Genomic DNA, 18,204 nt, shown 5'->3' on the forward strand with positions numbered 1-18,204 from the left:
GCGAGGAGAGTGCATGCGATGACGGCGACCCGTTTGGAAGGCTTGAGCGAAAAAATCTTTTTGGACCGCTATGCCTGGAAGAAGGCCGATCCGCGCGAGGCGAAGCCCGGCGACACTGTGCTCGTGCTGACGAAGGACGATCCGGCCTTCCCGGCTAAAGAGGTCGGCGAGGTCGTCGCGCGCTCCGGCTCGCGGGCGACGGTGCGGACGCGCTCCGGCGAGCTGGTCGAGACCGAGGCGGACCGTCTGACGCTCGCGGAGGAGCGCGAGCCCGGGCAGATGTGGGACCGGCTCGCCCGCGCGATGGCGGCGGCCGAGCCGGACGAGGAGAGCCGGCGGCTGTGGAAGGAGCGCTTCCGCTCGCTGCTGGACGACTGGAAGCTCGTGCCGGGCGGGCGCATCGCGGCCGGAGCGGGCACGAGCGAGGAACTGACGCTGTTCAACTGCTATGTGCTGCCGTCTCCCCGCGACAGCAGGGGCGGCATCATGCAGACGCTCGGCGAGATGACGGAGATCATGTCGCGCGGCGGAGGCGTCGGCATCAACCTGTCGTCGCTGCGTCCGCGGCGCGCGCCGGTCGCGGGCGTGAACGGCAGCTCCAGCGGCTCGGTCAGCTGGGGCGGGCTGTTCAGCTACACGACGGGACTGATCGAGCAGGGAGGCAGCCGGCGCGGCGCGCTCATGCTCATGCTGAACGACTGGCATCCCGACCTGCTCGACTTCATCGCGGTCAAGCAGACGAGGGGCGAGCTGACCAACGCCAATCTGTCGGTCTGCGTGAGCGACCGCTTCATGCAGGCGGTCCGGGAGGATGACGACTGGGAGCTGGCCTTCCCTGACACGAAGCATCCGCTCTATGACGAGCATTGGACCGGCGATCTGGCCGCATGGCGCGAGCTCGGAGGCGCGGTGACGGCTTGGCGGACGGTCAAGGCGCGCGAGGCGTGGGCGGCGATCGTGGAGTCGGCCTGGAAGTCGGCGGAGCCGGGCGTCGTCTTCATGGAGCGCTACAATGAGATGTCGAACAGCTGGTATTTCAATCCGCTCATCGCGACCAATCCATGCGGCGAGCAGGCGCTGCCGCCTTGGGGCGTCTGCAATCTGTCGGCGATCAACCTGTCCCGATTCCACGACGAGAGCCGCCAGGACGTCGACTGGGAGGAGCTGGCCCGGGTCGTGCGCGGGTCGGTGCGGTTCCTGGACAATGTCATCGACACGACGCCTTACCATTTCGCGGCGAACGAGCGCAACCAGCAGCGGGAGCGCCGCATCGGCCTCGGCACGATGGGACTGGCGGAGCTACTGATCCGGCTCGGCATCCGCTACGGCAGTCCGGAGTCGCTCGCGTTCCTCGACCGGCTGTACAGCTTCATCGCGCGCGAGGCTTATCTCGCCTCGGCGGAGTTGGCGGCGGAGAAGGGGCCGTTCCCGGCGTTCGAGGCGGAGCCCTATTTGAAAAGCGGCTTCATGCGGAGCCTGGCCGAGCGGTTTCCTGAGGTCGCGGAGGCTGTCCGCCGCAGCGGCATGCGCAACGTCACCGTGCTGACGCAGGCGCCGACGGGCAGCACCGGCACGATGGTCGGCACGTCGACCGGCATCGAGCCCTATTTCGCCTTTGAGTATGTTCGCCAGAGCCGGCTCGGTCTCGACCGGCAGCTCGTGCCGATCGCGCGGCAATGGAAGGAGGCCCATCCGGGCGAGGAGCTGCCGGAGCCGTTCGTCACGGCGATGGACCTGTCCGCCGAGGACCATATCCGCGTGCAGGCGGCGATCCAGCGCTGGGTGGACAGCTCGATCTCCAAGACGGCCAACTGCCCGGCGGACTTCACCGTCGAGGACACGCGTCGTCTCTACGAGCTGGCGTACGAGCTCGGCTGCAAGGGCGTGACGATCTACCGCGACGGCAGCCGGGATACGCAGGTGCTGAGCGCGGCCGAGGGCAAAAAGGGCGAGGAAGGGCAAGGCGCGGCACGCGCTGCTGAGGGCGGCGGTGCTGAGGGAGACGGAGCTGCGGCCGGGGCGGACGCCGGGCAGGCAGGGGGAGGCGCAGGGGCGGCGGGCGAGGGCGCCGTATCAGGGGCGGACGCCGGGGAGGGCGCGGCAAGCGGATTTGCAGGCAGCGCAGCCGCTGGGGCGGACGCCGGACAGGGCGCGGCACGCGGATTTGCAGGCAGCGCAGCCGCTGGGGCGGATGCCGGACAGGGCGCGGCACGCGGATTTGCAGGCAGCGGAGCCGCCGAGGCGGACGCCGGACAGGGCGCGGCACGCGGCGACGCGGCCGAACCACCGGTACTGTCCTCGCCTGTCTCGTCCGCGTTGGTCCCGTCAACATCGGTCCCGTCGACCTCGGCCCCATCGACCTCGGTCCCATCCGGGCGCATCGTTGACCACGAGTACAAGCGGCGTCCGGCGGTGCTGCGCGGCTCGACATATCGGATGAACACGCCGCTCGGCATGGCGTACATCACGATCAATGATCTCGACGGAACGCCGGGAGAGATTTTCCTCAACGTCGGCAAGGCGGGATCGGATGTGTTCGCGATGGCGGAAGCGCTCGGACGCGTCTGCTCGCTGTTCCTCCGGTACGGCGAGCACGGACGGAAGGTCGGCCTGCTCATCAAGCATCTGAAGGGAATCGGCGGCTCCGGGGCGACCGGCTTCGGCGCGAGCCGCGTCGAGTCGATCGCCGATGCGGTCGCCAAGGCGCTGGAGCAGCATGCCGCCAGCGGCGGCGAGGCAGCCGCGCCGGACGCTGGAGCCGGAGAGCGCGGCAGCCGCGCAAAGGACGCGCCGCTCGGTTCCGAGATGCATGCCGGTTTCCGGGCGCCTGCCGACTCCGGTGCGGATGCCGGTTCCCGGGCGCATGCCGGCTCTGATACGCATGTCGGTTCCCGGGCGCATGCCAGCTCTGATACACATGCCGGTTCCCGAGCGCATGCCGAAGAACGGGCCGTCGCGGCGGATCTATGCCCCTCCTGCGGCAGCGCGGCTCTGCTCCGCTTGGAAGGCTGCAGCACCTGCGGCAGCTGCGGCTACAGCCGCTGCTGAGCGGGAACCTGGCCTGATTCCGCCGAACGATTGCAGAGGCTGGAACGCGAGGCCGGTCCGTTCTCTCGGGAAGGACCGGCCTCTTTATGCAACCCGAACTTTTCGGGCTACAGCCCTCAAACCGGGCTTTGGAGCAGCTGCAACCCGATTTTATCGGGTTGCAGCTTGCAAACCGGGCTTTGAAACAGCTATAACCCGATTTTATCGGGTTACAGTTCGCAAACCGGGCTTTGAAACAGCCGCAACCCGAATATATCGGGTTACAGCTCGCAAACCGAGCTCTGAACCAGCTGCAACCCGATTTCATCGGGTTACAGCTCGCAACTCGGGCTTTGCAAAAGCTGCCACTCGGTCATGCACATTTTTTGTATAATAGAGTCCGTGCGTTTAAGAGAAATAGAATGGCGGGGGAGAGCAATTTCATATGGCTGCGGCAGCGATATTCATCCTTACCTTGATTCTGGTCATCTGGCAGCCGCGCGGGCTCGGCATCGGCTGGTCCGCCTCGGTCGGCGCGCTGCTGGCGCTCGCGCTCGGCGTCGTCACGCTGCACGATGTCGCGGCGGTGACGGGCATCGTCTGGAACGCGACGCTCGCGTTCGTCGGCATCATCCTGATCTCGCTCGTGCTCGACGAGATCGGGTTTTTCGAGTGGTGCGCGCTGCATATGGCGAGGCTGGCGGGCGGCAGCCGGCCGCTGCTGTTCGTTGCCGTCATCCTGCTCGGGGCGGCCGTCTCGGGCATGTTCGCCAACGACGGGGCGGCGCTCATCATGACGCCGATCGTGCTGGCGATGGTGCGGGCGCTCGGCGGCGGCGGGCGCTTCGTGCTGGCGTTCGTCATGGCGAGCGGCTTCATCGCCGACACGGCTTCGCTGCCGCTCGTCATCAGCAACCTCGTGAACATCGTGTCGGCCGACTTTTTCGGCCTGTCGTTCGGCGAGTACGCCTCGCGCATGATCGTGCCGACGCTCGTCTCCATCGGCGCGAGCCTGCTCGTGCTGGGGGCGTTCTACCGCCGGGACGTGCGCGGCCGCTACCGGGCGGAGGAGGTGCGCGCGCCTGCGGACGCGATCCGGGACCCGCGGCTGTTCCGCCTGTCGTGGATCGTGATGGGCGCGCTGCTTGCCGCCTACTTCGCGAGCGACCTGCTGAAGCTGCCGGTGTCGCTCGTGACCGGGGCGGCGGCGCTGCTGCTGCTCGGCGCGGCCCGCCGCAGTCCGGCCGTCTCGATCGCCAAGGTCGTTCGCGGCGCGCCGTGGTCGGTCGTCGTCTTTTCGATCGGAATGTATGTCGTCGTGTACGGGCTGCGCGGCGCCGGACTGACCGGAGAGCTCGGAGAGATGCTTGCCGCGGCGGCGGAGCACGGGCTGCTCGCCGCCACGCTGGCGACGGGCATCGCTGCGGCGCTGCTGTCCTCGGTCATGAACAACATGCCGACCGTCATGATCGACGCGCTGGCGATCCAGCAATCCGGCGTCTCCGGACCGATCCGCGAGGCGATGGTCTACGCCAACGTCATCGGCTGCAACCTCGGCCCGAAGATGACTCCGATCGGCTCGCTCGCGACGCTGCTCTGGCTGCATGTGCTGGCGGGCAAAGGAGTCCGCATCTCCTGGGGCTATTATATGAAGGCCGGCATCGTGCTGACGGTGCCGACGCTGCTGCTCGCGCTCGGCGGGCTGTACGTCTGGCTGCGCTTCCTCGCGGCCGGCTGGCTGAGCGCCGGCTGGGCGACCGCTCTAGTCCTCGGCCTACTGCTCGCGGCCGGCTGGGCGGGACTCGCGCTGCTGCGGCGGACGCGCGGCTTGAAGCAGGCCCCATCCATCGACGCCTGAACCGCTCGGTTCGGCGTCTTTTTTCATGCCTTCCCCGTCAAGTTCTATGGATTTCGAAGCAAATGCTATAGTTTGCAGGGTAAACTTGCGCGAATCGGCTCGTTATAATGTAAGGGCTTACATAGAAGCGGAGGGAAATTGTAAGCGGTTCAAATGTTCCTCGACCATCATGAAGGAGGGGTTGTCCATCATGTTTTCCAGTTGGAAAAAATCCGGCCGCCGGGCGCTGACGCTGGCGCTGGCGGCGCTGCTGCTCGCTCCGCAAGGCGGGATGCTCGGTCCGCAAGCGGCCCGCGCTTCCGCGGAGCCGGAGGCTAAGGCGCTCGCGGCGAGCGCAAGCACGGCGACAGGGGCCGTCTATGGCTTCGAGGGCGGCACGACGGCGGGCTGGAGCGTGTTCAACTGCGGCTCCGGAGCAGGCGCGCTGTCCGTCTCGAACGAGCAGGCGGCGAGCGGACAAGCTTCGCTCAAGCTGGCGAATCGCGGCTCGCAAACCTGCAGTCCGAGCCTCGAGCTGAACTCGCAGCTGCAGGAAGGGCATGCGTACAAGATCTCCCTGAAGACGCGCCTTGCCCAAGGAAGCGACCAAGCCCATGTCACGATGCGGACGACGGGCCAGAGCAACAACTATACGTGGATCGTCGGCAACAAGCCGGTGAGCGATGCGGAGTGGACGACGCTGTCCGTCGACTCGTACACCCGTCCGCCGGGCTCGACGCTCATGACGCTCTACGTAGAGACGGCCGCATCGTCCGCCGACCTGTATGTCGATGAAGTCGAGATCGTCGATCTGACGGCCGGCCCGCAGGAGCCTTCGGAGCCCGGCGAGGCGGCGATCGAGTTCGGCTTCGAGGACGGCACGTCGATGGGCTGGGGGCCGCGCGGCAGCGAAACGGTCGCGGTCAGCTCCGAGGCGGCCCGCACCGGAACGTACAGCATCAAGGCTTCCGGCCGCACCGAGAGCTGGAACGGGCCGAACCGCGATCTGCTCGGACAGCTTCAGCCGTCCGTGCCGTATGCGGTGACGGCGTATGTCAAGCTGGCTGCGGCTCCGGCGCAGCCGAGCACGGTGCGGCTGTCGATGGAGAACAAGGCGCCCGGCAGCGACGCGAAGTATACGACGCTCGCCTCGGCGAGCGTGTCCGGCACGGACTGGGTGCAGCTGAAGGGAACGTTCAGCTATTCCGGCGAGCTGGAGACGCTCAAGCTTTACGTCGAGACGTCGAGCGTGGACGATGCGTTTTATGTGGACGACGTGTCGATCGCGCCTCCGGCGCCGAGCTCGATCGAGAAGGATCTGCCGAGCCTGAAGGAGGCGTACGCTCCGTACTTCCGCATCGGCGCGGCGGTGACGAACACTCAGCTTGTAGGCGTGCACAAGGAGCTGCTGGATCTTCATTACAACTCGCTCGTCGCGGAAAACGCGATGAAGCCCGCGTACCTCAGCCAGGGCTTCGACCAGTTCGACTGGTCGGGGGCCGACGTGCTGGCGAACTACGTGCGCGCGGAGAAGCAGGCGGGACGCGACATGAACCTGCGCTTCCACACGCTGCTCTGGCACAGCCAGGGCTCGGACTGGATGCTGCAGGACGAGAGCGGCCAGTTCCTGGCTCCGACGCCGGAAAACAAAGAGCTCGTGCTGGACCGGCTGCGCAACTACATCGCTGCCGCCGTCGAGCGCTACAAGGATGTCGCGACCGACTGGGACGTCGTCAACGAGGTGATCGACGAGGGACGTCCGGACGGCATGCGGGATTCCCAGTGGTACCGCATCACCGGCCTCGACTTCATCCGCACGGCGTTCGAGACGGCGCGCGAGCATGCGCCGGACGCCAAGCTCTACATCAACGACTACGGCACGCAGAATGCGAAGAAGCGCGATTTCCTCTATGATCTCGTCGTCAAGCTGCGCGCCGAAGGAGTGCCGATCGACGGCGTCGGGCATCAGACGCACATCAACATCGCCGGTCCGTCGGTCGCCGAGATCACGGAGTCGATCCGCAAGTTCGGCGCGGCCGGCTTCGACAACCAGCTGACCGAGCTGGACGTATCCGTCTATACGAACAACACGGACTCCTACCAGACGGTGCCTCAGGCGCTGCTCGACAAGCAGGGCTACCGGTACAAGGAGCTGTTCGACGCCCTCAAGAAAGTGGATGACGAGGGCGAGCGCAATGGCGTTCCTGGCGGATACATCAGCAACGTGACGTTCTGGGGCATCGCCGACGACCATACGTGGCTGCATGACCGTCCGAGCGGCACGGGCCGTCAGGACGCGCCGTTCGCCTTCGACAAGAATTACAAGGCGAAGCCCGCCTTCTGGGGCATGGTCGATCCGAGCCGCTTGCCGGTCGTAGGCAAAAGCGCCGTTTCCCGCCAAGGAGCGCTGGGAAGCGGAGGCGGCGGAGATCAGGCCTGGCAGAAGGTGCCGGCTCTGAAGACGGAAGAGATCGGAACGCTGCAAGCCTCGTTCAAGACGCTGTGGGACGGCGGCAGGCTGCATGTCCTTGCGGACGTGCGCGACGCCTCCGTCGGCGCCGGCGATCAGGTCGAGCTGTTCCTGAAGGACGGCGATCGGACGCTGGTCCGTACGGTCGCTCGCGGCGCTGAGGGCGCAGCGGAAAAAGCGGGAGGCTACGCGGTTCTGGCTTCGTTCGAGCTGCCCGATCCGCTTCAGATCGGCGCGAAGCTGAAGTTCGACCTGCGGGTGACGGATACCGGAGTGAACGACGGCTCCGAGCAGGGCAGCAACGGCGCGATCGTCTCCTGGAGCGATCCCCGCAGCGCGCAGGAGCGCGACGATCTCGGCTACGGCGAGCTGACGCTGGCCGCGGCATCAAAGGAAGCGAAAGCCCGCTACGGAACGCCGGTCATCGACGGCGAGGCGGACGGCATCTGGCAGCAGGCCGACGAGCTGCTGACCCAGGTGGCGGTCGAAGGTCCGGCCGACAAAGGGGCGACGGCAGCTTTCCGCACGCTGTGGGACGAGGACAATCTGTATGTATACGCGGTCGTGAAGGACCCGCTGCTGAGCGATGCGAGCGCCAACGCCTGGGAGCAGGACTCGATCGAGATCTTCGTCGACCAGAACAACGGCAAGACGCCGGTCTATGAGGGAGATGACGGCCAGTACCGCATCAACTTCAAGAACGTGCGCACGACGGGCGGCCATGCCAGCCAAGACAACTACGCTTCGGCGGTCCGCATCGTCGACGGCGGGTATGCGGTCGAGGCGAAGATCGCGCTGGATGCGATCCAGCCGGCAGCAGGCATGTACATCGGCTTCGACCTGCAGGTGAACAACGACGAGACGGGCAGCGGCGTCCGCTACTCCGTCAAAAACTGGGCGGACGGCTCCGGCCAGTCCTACCAGGATACGAGCGGACTCGGCATGCTGCAGCTGGCCGAGGCCGTCCAGCCGGGCGAGCCTGGCGAGTCGGAGTCGCCGCAGCCGACGTCCACGCCGACGTCCACGCCGACGCCGACATCGACGCCTGGTGGCCAGCAGCCTCCGGCTGCGAGCACGCCTTCTCCATCGCCGACGCCGGGGCCAGTCGTCACGAGCGGCACGGCAGGCGCGACCGTCGAGCTGACGGAAGCGTACCTGCGGCGCCTGCTTGAAGCGGCCGCCGTCGGCGAGGCGGGCAGCCGCCAGATCGCCGTCGATCTCGCCGCGCTGTCCAAGGCCGACGCCTTCGAAGTCCGTCTGCCGGCCGGCTGGCTGGCCGGACAAGCTGCGCTGACGCTGCAGCTGGACGCCGGCTTCGCGGCCGTCTCGCTGCCGGGACAGCTGCTGCAGGGCGCCGGGCTGGCGCCTGACCGCGTCGTGACGCTGCGGCTCGCCAAGGCATCCGCGTCCGGATTGCCGCGGAGCGTCAGCTCCTCGGGCCTGCCGGCGCTGCAGTGGAGCCTCGAAGCGGATGGAAAGGAGCTCGCACCGAGCTCCGCGACGGGAGCCTCCGCGACGCTGGCCGTGCCGAAGGACGGACCGGCGATCGCATCCGCCCCTGCGGCGTCGATCCGGTTCCGCAGCGGCACGGGCGCGCTCGTGCCGGTCATCCGCTCGGCGTATGACGCCGCCGCGGCGGAGATCCGCTTCCCGCTCTCCGCGTCCGGCCTGTATGCGATGACGGTTGTGCCGGCGTCCTTCTCCGATCTATCCTCCGCCGCATGGGCGAAGGAAGCGGTCGAGACGCTCGCCGCGCGCGGACTGATCCAGGGCACCGGAGCCGGCGCTTACTCGCCGTCGGCGCCGATCCGCCGCGCGGATTATGTATCGCTGCTGCTGCGCCTGCTCGAGCTCAAGGGCGGAGCGGCAGCCGGCACGCAAGCTCCGTTCGCCGACGTTCCGGCGAACGCGCCGTACGCCGCCGAGCTGCGCGCCGCCAAGGAGCTCGGCATCGCCGGCGGCCAAGGCGGCGGCACGTTCCGGCCGCAAGCGCCGCTCAGCCGCCAGGAAATGATGGCGCTGACCGTGCGCGCGCTGCAGGCGGCTGGATGGCCGCTCGACAGCGGCAGCGGCAGCGGACTGGCCGGCTTCAAGGACGCCGGCCAGGTCGCGGACTATGCCCGCGCGGACGCGGAGAAGCTCGTCGCGGCCGGACTTGTCCGCGGCGACGAGGCCGGCCGTCTGAATCCGGCCGGCGCGCTGACCCGCGCCGAAGCGGCGGCCGTTCTCCACGCGGTTTGGAAGCTGCTCCTGCCTTGATCGGGCAAGCAGGATCCTAACCAGAACATCGTCCATTCTTGATCGGTGGAGGCGGTTAAAGCGAGCTTCCTTTAGAAGCGTTAGACAGCTAAAGCCTTGCCGAGGTCGATGAAAGCGACCTTGGCAAGGCTTTTTTTGAAAGAAAGACACGGAATGGATTCAAGCTGGTAGTGTGCGAGCGTGCATCGTCATCAGCGCGTCTTAACGCCATTTTTGCCTTTAGGAAGCGCGGCGCATCGTCATCAGCGCGTCTTAACGCCATTTTTGCCTTTAGGGAGCGCGGCGCATCGTCATCAGCGCGTCTTAACGCCATTTTTGCCTTTAGGGAGCGCGGTGCGTCGTCATCAACACGCCCTAACGCCATTGTGAGACGGAGTCGAAACGAAGAAGTTGAGCAGCTGAGCCCGTTATGACCGTCGATAAGAGGCTGGAATCAGGAACGATGGCAAGCCCCGAGCCGCCCTCTTTGCGCGGCTCTTTTTGCTGCGCAAAGCGATATGAGCCATCAGCAGGATCGTCCCGCTCTTGTCAACGGGCACAAATCGAAGGCGGCGAGTTACAAGTTCTTTCCGCAACTCTTTACGCATGATGTGATAAAATATAACATGAAGGAGACATTGAGAGCCGCGATAAAGGGTTGAAACGGTCTAGTCGCCAAAAAGACGAATCGGATGCGGCAGATAGTCTGACCTCCAGCCGCCGGGCCGGCAAGCGGAACAGCAGAAAGGAACGATGCGGGATGAGCCTAGAGCAACTGAACGCCCAGGTCCAGCGGGACCTGTCTTATATCGCCTTCGGAGGGGCGGGCTGGGTCCAGCCGAGGAGCCATGACGAAGGCCATGTGCATGACGTCGCCATCATCGGCGGCGGCCAGAGCGGACTCGGAGCCGCATTTGCTTTAATGAAGGAACGCGTCTCGAACGTCATCGTCCTCGATGAGAATCCGGAGGGCAAGGAAGGGCCGTGGGAAACGTACGCGCGCATGAACACGCTCCGTACGCCCAAGCATCTGCCGTCCATCGATCTCGGCGTTCCGTCGCTCACGTTCCGCGCCTGGTGGGAGGCGCAGGCAGGCGCGGAGGGCTGGGAGGCGATCGACAAAATTCCGCGCGGGGACTGGATGAGCTACTTGCGCTGGTACCGCCGGGTGCTGAACCTGCCTGTCGTCAACGAGACGCGGCTGACGCTCGTCGAGCCGCTGGAGAAGGGCCTTTACCGGCTCCATCTCGAAGGCCCCGGCGCGCCGGCTCCGCAGCTGCTCGCCCGCAAGGTCATCCTCGCGACCGGCATCCAGGGCGGCGGGGAGTGGCATGTGCCGCCGCTCGTGTCGCGCCATGTGCCGCGCGAGCTGTACGCGCATACGTCCGAGGCGATTGACTTCGAGGCGCTGCGCGGCAAGCGGATCGCCGTGCTCGGCGGAGGCGCGTCGGCGTTCGACAACGCCAGCTTCGCCTTGGCCGCGGGCGTCGCGGAGGCGCATGTATTCGTCCGCCGGCCGGAGCTGCCGCGCATCAATCCGATCCGGCAAATGGAGCACTCGGGCATGATCGAGCATTTCCCGCGGCTGTCCGACGAGGACAAGTACGCCGTCATGGCGCATTTCTTCAAGCACAACCAGCCGCCGACGAACGACACGTTCCAGCGGGCGGCCGCCTGGCCGGGCTTCCGGCTCCATGTCGGAGCGCCCTGGCTCGCGGTGCGGACGGAAGGAGAGCGGGCCGTCGTGACGACGCCGCAGGGCGAGGAGTCGTTCGACTTCCTCGTCGTCAGCACCGGGCTGCTGACCGACCCGGCGCTGCGTCCCGAGCTGCGGCTGGTCGAGCGCCATATCGCCCGCTGGGGCGACCGGTACGAGGCGCCGGCGGACATCGCCAGCCCGGTGCTCGACGCCCATCCGTATTTGACGCCGGGCTTCGCCTTCACGAGCCGGGACGAGGAGGGCGCGTCGCGGCTGCACGGCCTTCACACGTTCAACTACTCCGCGATGATCAGTTGCGGCCTATCCGCCTCCGCGCTGTCGGGCATGCGCCATGCGATACCGAAGCTCGTGTCGGAGGTCGCGGGCGGGCTGTTCCTCGACGATCGCGAGCGGATTCTGGATCAGTTCTACCGGTACGACGAGCTGGAGTTCACGGGCTGGATGGATTCGTTAAGCTGATCTTACGCCCGGCGACCCGGTCTGCCAAATAAAAATCGCGTAAAAACGTCTCCTTAGGGCGTGTTTGCAATCCCGCTTCGGGTTATGCAAACACGCCCTAGCTTCTGCTCCGCCAGAAGGCCGGGAATTCGGGATCGACGACGGCGCCGTGACGCACCTTGAAGGCGCGGCTGCGGCTGCTGCCGTCCTTGAGCTTCAGCAGGCCATGCTCGAACTCGGTATCGCGGCTGCGGAAAAAGACGCCGGAGCATCCATTCTTGTCCAAGGTCCTCTGGATGACGTAGCCGCCGTCCCGCGCGGCGACCGCGACGCGGACGCCGCGCTCATGGGTCCGCTCCAGCTCCTCGTCCAGCCGCTGCACGGCGACGACATGCAGATCGGTCTGGCCGATCCGGCGCAGCAGCGCGTCGACGAAGGAGCCGTGGAACCGCTCCTCCCAGCGCGTCGGCACGGGCTGGCCGACGACGATCTGCGTCATGCGCTCGATCATCGCCGTATGCGCGATCACGTCGACGGCCTTGCGGCCTGCGGACGGCACCGCCCGGAATTCCGCGCCTGCTTCGGCCGCGGCCTCGCGCCAGACGCGCTGCCATTCCTCCTGCGCCGAGCCGGGCGCCGCCTCGACGTCCGACACCACGCTCAGGACGACCAAGCGGCTGCCCGCCGCCGCGGCAAGCTCGGCGCCGCGGCGGATGAGGCGCTCTCCGTGCGGGCCGTACGACAGGCAGACGAGGATGTGTTCCGATTTGGGCATGGCAATTGCTCCTTCGCTTTTTTTTGCTGCTCATCCTACGCGACGAGAGGGCGGTCTGTAAAAGGCGGCGCAGGCGGAATTCAGCCGTCCCGCTTCATGTAAGCGCGACCATCGCCTTCGTTTGCCGAGAATGAAATCGGCGATGGAGGCGGGTTTTTGGCATGCGTCGAGATGAATTCGAGAGAATGAGCGAGATTCAGAGAGAGAAATGGAGATCGATCGGCCTTTCTTGCTCGACAAGCGCGATCGCGGCCGGATTTTCGCCGCTGGCCCGGCTTTACTTTCCGAAAAGTCCGGGTGTAAGATTCGTCTCAGCTAGCCAGACCAGCTTTTGACAACGCTGAGTTTCCGAAATGGAAAACGGGGGAACCAAGCGGAGCCTGCGGCCGCCGATGTGAGAGTCGGCCGCCGCGGCTCCAGGGGTGAATCCTGGGGGAGCGGATCCATGGAATCCGTCTCCCTCGGGTAGGGCGACTCTCACCGTCCGAATCCGACAGCTAACCTCGTAAGCGCAGGAGGCGGCGCGCGCCATAGCGCGCCGTGCTCCGATCGGGAGAGAGGATGATGACGCTTGTGATCTGACCAAGACCACAGGGGCCGCTGCCTCTGTGGTTTTTTGCGCGCTTTTTTCCAAAGCGGATCCCGGTCCGCAGCCGTCCGCCGCCCTCGCCACCCGAAGGAGAACCACCATGGATCTCGATCCCGAAACGATACTCGTCTCGCCGGCCACAGCGGCCGGCGAACGCTTCCTGATGCAGCTGAAGCGCATGCGGATTCCTTGCGCCGCAGTCGTCAACAGCCGCCGCGAAAGGCAGCGGCTGGAGCGCCTCGGCTTAGGTCGAATCATGCAAATCGATACGGCCGAAAAGGACCGCAATCCGGCGCCTGAATGCCGATGCGGCAACGTCTACCTGTTCGAGAGCAGCCTCGCTCTCTGCTGCCGCTATGTGCAGATTTTCCGCGGCTGGACCGGCCGCAGCATCTTCGTCGTCACGCAAGGCCGCGGCTCGGGCGGCGTCTACAAGTCGCTCGGAGCGGATTATGTCATTCATACAAACGGGCAGGACGTCTTTTACCTCATTCAGGACGAAGCCCGCCAAGACAAGGAGCCATTCACATGATGGATATCGGCATGCTCGCCTTGCTGATCGGATTGACCGCCGCGATGCTCGGCCTGCTCGCCTGGTGCGGCAAGCAGGCGCAGGAAGGACGCGAGGAACGATGATCGCGCTCCTGTGGGTTGTCGTCGCGGCCGTGTTCCTCTACCTCGTCTACGTCTTGCTTCACCCCGACCAATTCTGACCCAAGAAGGAGCCACCTCCCATGATGGCAGGACTATCCATCGCAATCACGCTGCTGCTCGTGCTGCTGCTGGCCAAGCCGGCGGGGCTGTATCTCTATCGGGCCTACAGCCTGGAGCCGACCGGCCTCGACCGCGTCTTCGGCCCGGCGGAGCGGCTGATCTACCGCCTCGGGGGCATCCGCCCCGGAAGCCAGAGCTGGAAAGCCTACGCCGCGGCGCTGATCGTCAGCAACGGCGTCATGCTGCTGCTCGTCTACGCCGTCTTCCGCACGCAAGCCTATCTCCCGCTCAATCCGAGCGGGATCGCGAACATGGAGCCGCGGCTCGCGTTCAACACGACGATCAGCTTCATGACCAATACGAACCTGCAGCATTACAGCGGCGAAAGCGGCTTATCCTATCTGTCCCAAATGATCGCGATCGTGTTCATGATGTTCGTCTCGCCGGCGACGGGGCTGTGCGCGGCGATGGCGTTCATGAGAGGGCTGGCCGGCAAGCCGATGGGCCATTTCTTCGTCGATCTCGTGCGCTCGATCACGCGGGTGCTGCTGCCGATCGCTTTTGTGCTGGCGCTCGTCTTCGTCGCGCTCGGCGTGCCGCAGACGCTGGAGCCGTCTGCCGCCGCGCAGACGCTGGAGGGCGGGGAGCAGACGATCGCGCGCGGTCCGGTCGCCTCGCTGCTCGCCATCAAGGAGCTCGGCAACAACGGCGGCGGCCATATGGGCGTCAACTCCGCGCATCCGTTCGAAAACCCCGACGCGATCAGCAACCTATTGCAGATGCTGCTCATGCTGCTCGTGCCGACGGCGCTGCCGTTCGCGTACGGCAAGCTCGTCGGCAATCCGAAGCAGGGGCGGGTGCTGTTCGTCTCCATGGCGCTGCTGTTCGTCGTCATGCTGGGCGTCTCGCTGACGGCCGAGCAGGAGGCGAACCCCGCGATCGCGGCGCTCGGCTATGATTCCGGCCAAGGAAGCATGGAAGGAAAGGAAACCCGCTTCGGCGTGCCGCAATCCGCGCTCTATTCAGTCGTGACGACCGCCTCCGAAACCGGCGCCGTCAACTCGATGCACGACTCGTTCACGCCGCTCGGCGGCATGGTGCCGCTCATGAACATGATGCTGAACACCGTGTTCGGCGGCTCCGGCGTCGGCCTCATGAACGTGCTGCTGTACGCGCTGATGGCGGTGTTTCTCTCCGGCCTGATGGTCGGCCGGACGCCGGAGTTTCTCGGCAAGAAGCTGGAGGGTCGCGAAATGAAGCTGATCGCGCTGACGCTGCTCGTGCAGCCGGCGCTCATCCTGCTGCCGACGGCCGCCGCTCTTTATGCTTATCCCGATACGATCTCGAACCCGGGCTACCATGGCCTTACCCAGGCGCTCTACGAGTTCACGTCGTCCGCGGCCAACAACGGCTCCGGCTTCGAGGGACTAGGCGACAATACGCCGTTCTGGAACCTCAGCACCGGCATCGTCATGTACCTGGGGCGGTACGTCTCCATCATCACGCTGCTTGCGGTCGCGGGCTCGCTCGCCGCCAAAAAGGCCGTGCCGGAGACGATCGGCACGTTCCGCACCGATTCGGCTACGTTCGGCGCCGTCTTTCTCGGCACCGTGCTCATCGTCGGCGCGCTGACGTACTTCCCGAGCCTCGTGCTGGGGCCGATCGCCGAGCAGCTGACGCTGAAGCCATAGCCGAACGGACAGAAAAGAGGAGAGCTAGCCATGAGCCAAAATAGATCGACGCTTGGCGGACCGATCGTCCGCCAGGCTCTGAAGGAATCGGTCCTGAAGCTGGATCCGCGGGTGATGGTCCGCAACCCGGTCATGTTCGTCGTCGAGATCGGCTTCGCCGTCACGCTGCTGCTCGCCGTCGTCCCGGATGCGTTCGGGGGCGGCACGCCGGCCTGGTTCAACGTCGTCGTCGCCGCGATCCTGCTGGTGACGCTGCTGTTCGCGAACTTCGCGGAGGCGCTGGCGGAAGGCCGCGGCAAGGCGCAGGCCGACTCGCTCAAGCGCTCCAAGCGCGACGTCGTCGCCTTCCGCGAGAGCGGCTCGGCGGGCCTCAAGGAGGTGCCGGCGAGCGAGCTGCGCAAGGGCGATGTCGTGCGCGTCGAGGCCGGCCAGTGGATTCCCGGCGACGGCGAGGTCATCGAGGGACTCGCGTCCGTCGACGAGTCCGCGATCACCGGCGAGTCCGCTCCGGTCATCAAGGAGGCGGGAGGCGACTTCTCCTCCGTCACCGGAGGGACCAAGGTGCTCAGCGACTCGATCCGCGTCCGCATGACGAGCGATCCGGGCGAGTCGTTCCTCGACCGCATGATCGCTCTCGTCGAGGGAGCGAAGCGGCAGAAGACGCCGAACGAGATCGCGCTCAGCACGGTGCTGACGAGCTTGACGCTTATTTTCCTGATGGTCGTGGCGAGCCTGCCGTTCCTCGGGGGCTTCCTCGGGGTGAAGCTGGAGGTGCCGGTGCTGATCGCCCTGCTCGTCTGCCTCATCCCGACGACGATCGGCGGCCTGCTGTCGGCGATCGGCATCGCCGGCATGGACCGCGTGACGCAGTTCAACGTCATCGCGATGTCGGGCAAGGCGGTCGAGGCGGCCGGCGACATCAACACGATCATCCTCGACAAGACGGGCACGATCACGTACGGCAACCGGATGGCGAGCGAGTTCGTCTCCGTCGGCGGCTGGAGCGAGACGGCCGTCGCCGAGTGGGCGCTCGCCGGCTCCGTCAAGGACGAGACGCCGGAAGGCCGCTCGGTCGTCGAGCTGGCCCGCAAGATGGGGCTGTCGGCGGACCCGGCGCTGGCCGAGGGCGGGGAGTGGATCGAGTTCCGCGCCGAGACGCGGATGAGCGGCCTCGATCTCGCAGATGGACGATGCGTGCGCAAGGGCTCGGTCGACGCGGTCAAGACGTGGGCCAGGCAGAAGGGCGGCGACGTTCCGAGCGATCTGGACGCGAAAAGCGACCGTATCGCCTCGGCGGGCGGCACGCCGCTCGCGGTCGCCGTGGACGAGAAGATCGTCGGCCTCATTTACCTGAAGGATACGGTCAAGCCGGGCATGAAGGAGCGCTTCGAGCAGATGCGCCAGATGGGCATCCGCACGATCATGTGCACCGGCGACAATCCGCTAACCGCGCAGACGATCGCCCGGGAAGCCGGCGTCGACGACTTCATCGCCGAGAGCCGTCCGGAGGACAAGATCGCGGTCATCAAGCGCGAGCAGGCTCAGGGCAAGCTCGTCGCCATGACCGGGGACGGCACGAACGACGCGCCGGCGCTGGCGCAGGCGGATGTCGGCATCGCCATGAACAGCGGCACGACGGCGGCCAAGGAGGCGGCGAACATGGTCGACCTCGACTCCGATCCGTCCAAGATCATCGAGGTCGTAGCGATCGGCAAGCAGCTGCTCATGACGCGCGGCGCGCTGACTACGTTCAGCATCGCAAACGACGTCGCCAAGTATTTCGCGATCATCCCGGCGATGTTCATGGCGGCGATCCCGCAGATGGACGTCCTCAACATCATGCGGCTCGACTCGCCGATGTCGGCGATCCTGTCCGCGCTCATCTTCAACGCGATCGTCATCCCGCTGCTCATCCCGCTCGCGATGAAGGGCGTCGCCTACAAGCCGCAGGGCTCCGCCGCGCTGCTGCGGCGCAATCTGCTCGTCTACGGCCTCGGCGGCGTCATCGTGCCGTTCGCGGGCATCAAGCTGATCGACCTTGCCGTCATGTGGATGGTGTAGGCGGATGCGGGCGATCGACGGAACAATCGAACTTCGAAAGGATGAACCGACCATGCAGCTATTCGCCAGCAGTCTCCGCATCAGCCTCGTCCTCATGCTGCTTTGCGGCGTCGTCTACAATCTGGCGGCGACCGGCATCGCCCAGACGCTGATGCCCCATCGGGCCAGCGGCAGCCTGATCGAGGAGGACGGCCGCATCGTCGGCTCGGAGCTCATCGGCCAGACGTTCACCGAGCCGCGCTGGTTCCACGGGCGGCTGTCGAGCATCGGCTACGCCGCGGACGGCTCGGGCACGCCGAACTACGCTCCGTCGAATCCGGACCTGCTGGAGCGGGCGCGGCAGTCGGCGCTCGACTGGCAGGCCGCCAACCCGGACGTGCCGCTGAGCGAGGTGCCGCTTGACCTCGTCACGAACTCCGGCTCGGGCCTCGATCCGGACATCAGCCCGCAAGGCGCGCGCGTGCAAATTCCGCGCGTCAGCGCGGCGACCGGCATCCCGCAGGCCGAGCTCGAGCAGCTGGTGGAGCGGCATACGGCGCCTCGCCGGCTCGGGCTGTTCGGCGAGCCGACGGTGAACGTGCTGGAGCTCAATCTGGCGCTGCGCGAAGCGGCGTCCAAGTAAGGCGCGAATCCCCGCTTCTCCG

General features: G+C 66.2%; 10 protein-coding genes and 1 riboswitch. Of the genes, 9 read left to right on the forward strand and 1 reads right to left on the reverse strand.

The genetic code is table 11. From position 1 onward, the window contains the following. Positions 1-18: 18 nt before the first annotated feature. The 4 genes from B8V81_RS19035 (at position 19) to B8V81_RS19050 (ending at position 11,751) form a co-directional block, all read left to right on the forward strand. Positions 19-3,048: an adenosylcobalamin-dependent ribonucleoside-diphosphate reductase gene (locus B8V81_RS19035; RefSeq protein ID WP_043111532.1), complete on the forward strand. Its 3,030-nt coding sequence runs from the start codon at positions 19-21 to the stop codon at positions 3,046-3,048. A gap of 424 nt (positions 3,049-3,472) precedes the next feature. Beyond that, positions 3,473-4,885 (forward strand): arsenic transporter, encoded by a 1,413-nt coding sequence (locus B8V81_RS19040; RefSeq protein WP_052333395.1) that lies wholly within the window; start codon positions 3,473-3,475, stop codon positions 4,883-4,885. A gap of 190 nt (positions 4,886-5,075) precedes the next feature. After that, positions 5,076-9,593, forward strand: a complete 4,518-nt coding sequence (locus tag B8V81_RS19045) for an endo-1,4-beta-xylanase (RefSeq protein ID WP_180968493.1) — start codon at positions 5,076-5,078, stop codon at positions 9,591-9,593. Positions 9,594-10,332: 739 nt separating this feature from the next. Continuing rightward, positions 10,333-11,751, forward strand: coding sequence for an FAD/NAD(P)-binding protein (locus B8V81_RS19050; RefSeq protein WP_101808977.1), 1,419 nt, complete (start codon positions 10,333-10,335; stop codon positions 11,749-11,751). Between the two features lie 97 nt (positions 11,752-11,848). On the opposite strand, the gene B8V81_RS19055 is transcribed toward B8V81_RS19050, so the two are convergent. Beyond that, on the reverse strand, positions 11,849-12,505 hold the full coding sequence (locus B8V81_RS19055) for a universal stress protein (protein ID WP_043111533.1): 657 nt from the start codon (positions 12,503-12,505) through the stop codon (positions 11,849-11,851). 328 nt (positions 12,506-12,833) lie between these two features. Continuing rightward, positions 12,834-13,032, forward strand: a riboswitch (cyclic di-AMP (ydaO/yuaA leader). 162 nt (positions 13,033-13,194) lie between these two features. Between B8V81_RS19055 and B8V81_RS19060 the strand changes: the two genes are divergently transcribed. From B8V81_RS19060 to kdpC, 5 genes are all read left to right on the forward strand, one after another. Next, on the forward strand, positions 13,195-13,626 hold the full coding sequence (locus B8V81_RS19060) for a hypothetical protein (protein WP_028599595.1): 432 nt from the start codon (positions 13,195-13,197) through the stop codon (positions 13,624-13,626). A gap of 100 nt (positions 13,627-13,726) precedes the next feature. Continuing rightward, positions 13,727-13,807 carry a potassium-transporting ATPase subunit F gene (locus B8V81_RS26310; RefSeq protein WP_373864106.1) on the forward strand — a complete coding sequence of 27 codons (81 nt, stop codon included), beginning with the start codon at positions 13,727-13,729 and terminating at the stop codon, positions 13,805-13,807. 24 nt (positions 13,808-13,831) lie between these two features. Beyond that, positions 13,832-15,499: a potassium-transporting ATPase subunit KdpA gene (kdpA, locus tag B8V81_RS19065; protein WP_028599596.1), complete on the forward strand. Its 1,668-nt coding sequence runs from the start codon at positions 13,832-13,834 to the stop codon at positions 15,497-15,499. A gap of 30 nt (positions 15,500-15,529) precedes the next feature. Beyond that, entirely contained in the window at positions 15,530-17,560 is a 2,031-nt protein-coding gene (gene kdpB, locus B8V81_RS19070; protein WP_028599597.1) for a potassium-transporting ATPase subunit KdpB, read from the forward strand. A 52-nt stretch (positions 17,561-17,612) separates the two neighbouring features. Then, on the forward strand, positions 17,613-18,182 hold the full coding sequence (gene kdpC / locus B8V81_RS19075; RefSeq protein ID WP_028599598.1) for a potassium-transporting ATPase subunit KdpC: 570 nt from the start codon (positions 17,613-17,615) through the stop codon (positions 18,180-18,182). Positions 18,183-18,204 lie beyond the last annotated feature (22 nt).

The organism is Paenibacillus pasadenensis, assembly GCF_002864175.1.
GTDB classification, from domain to species: domain Bacteria; phylum Bacillota; class Bacilli; order Paenibacillales; family Paenibacillaceae; genus Paenibacillus_O; species Paenibacillus_O pasadenensis.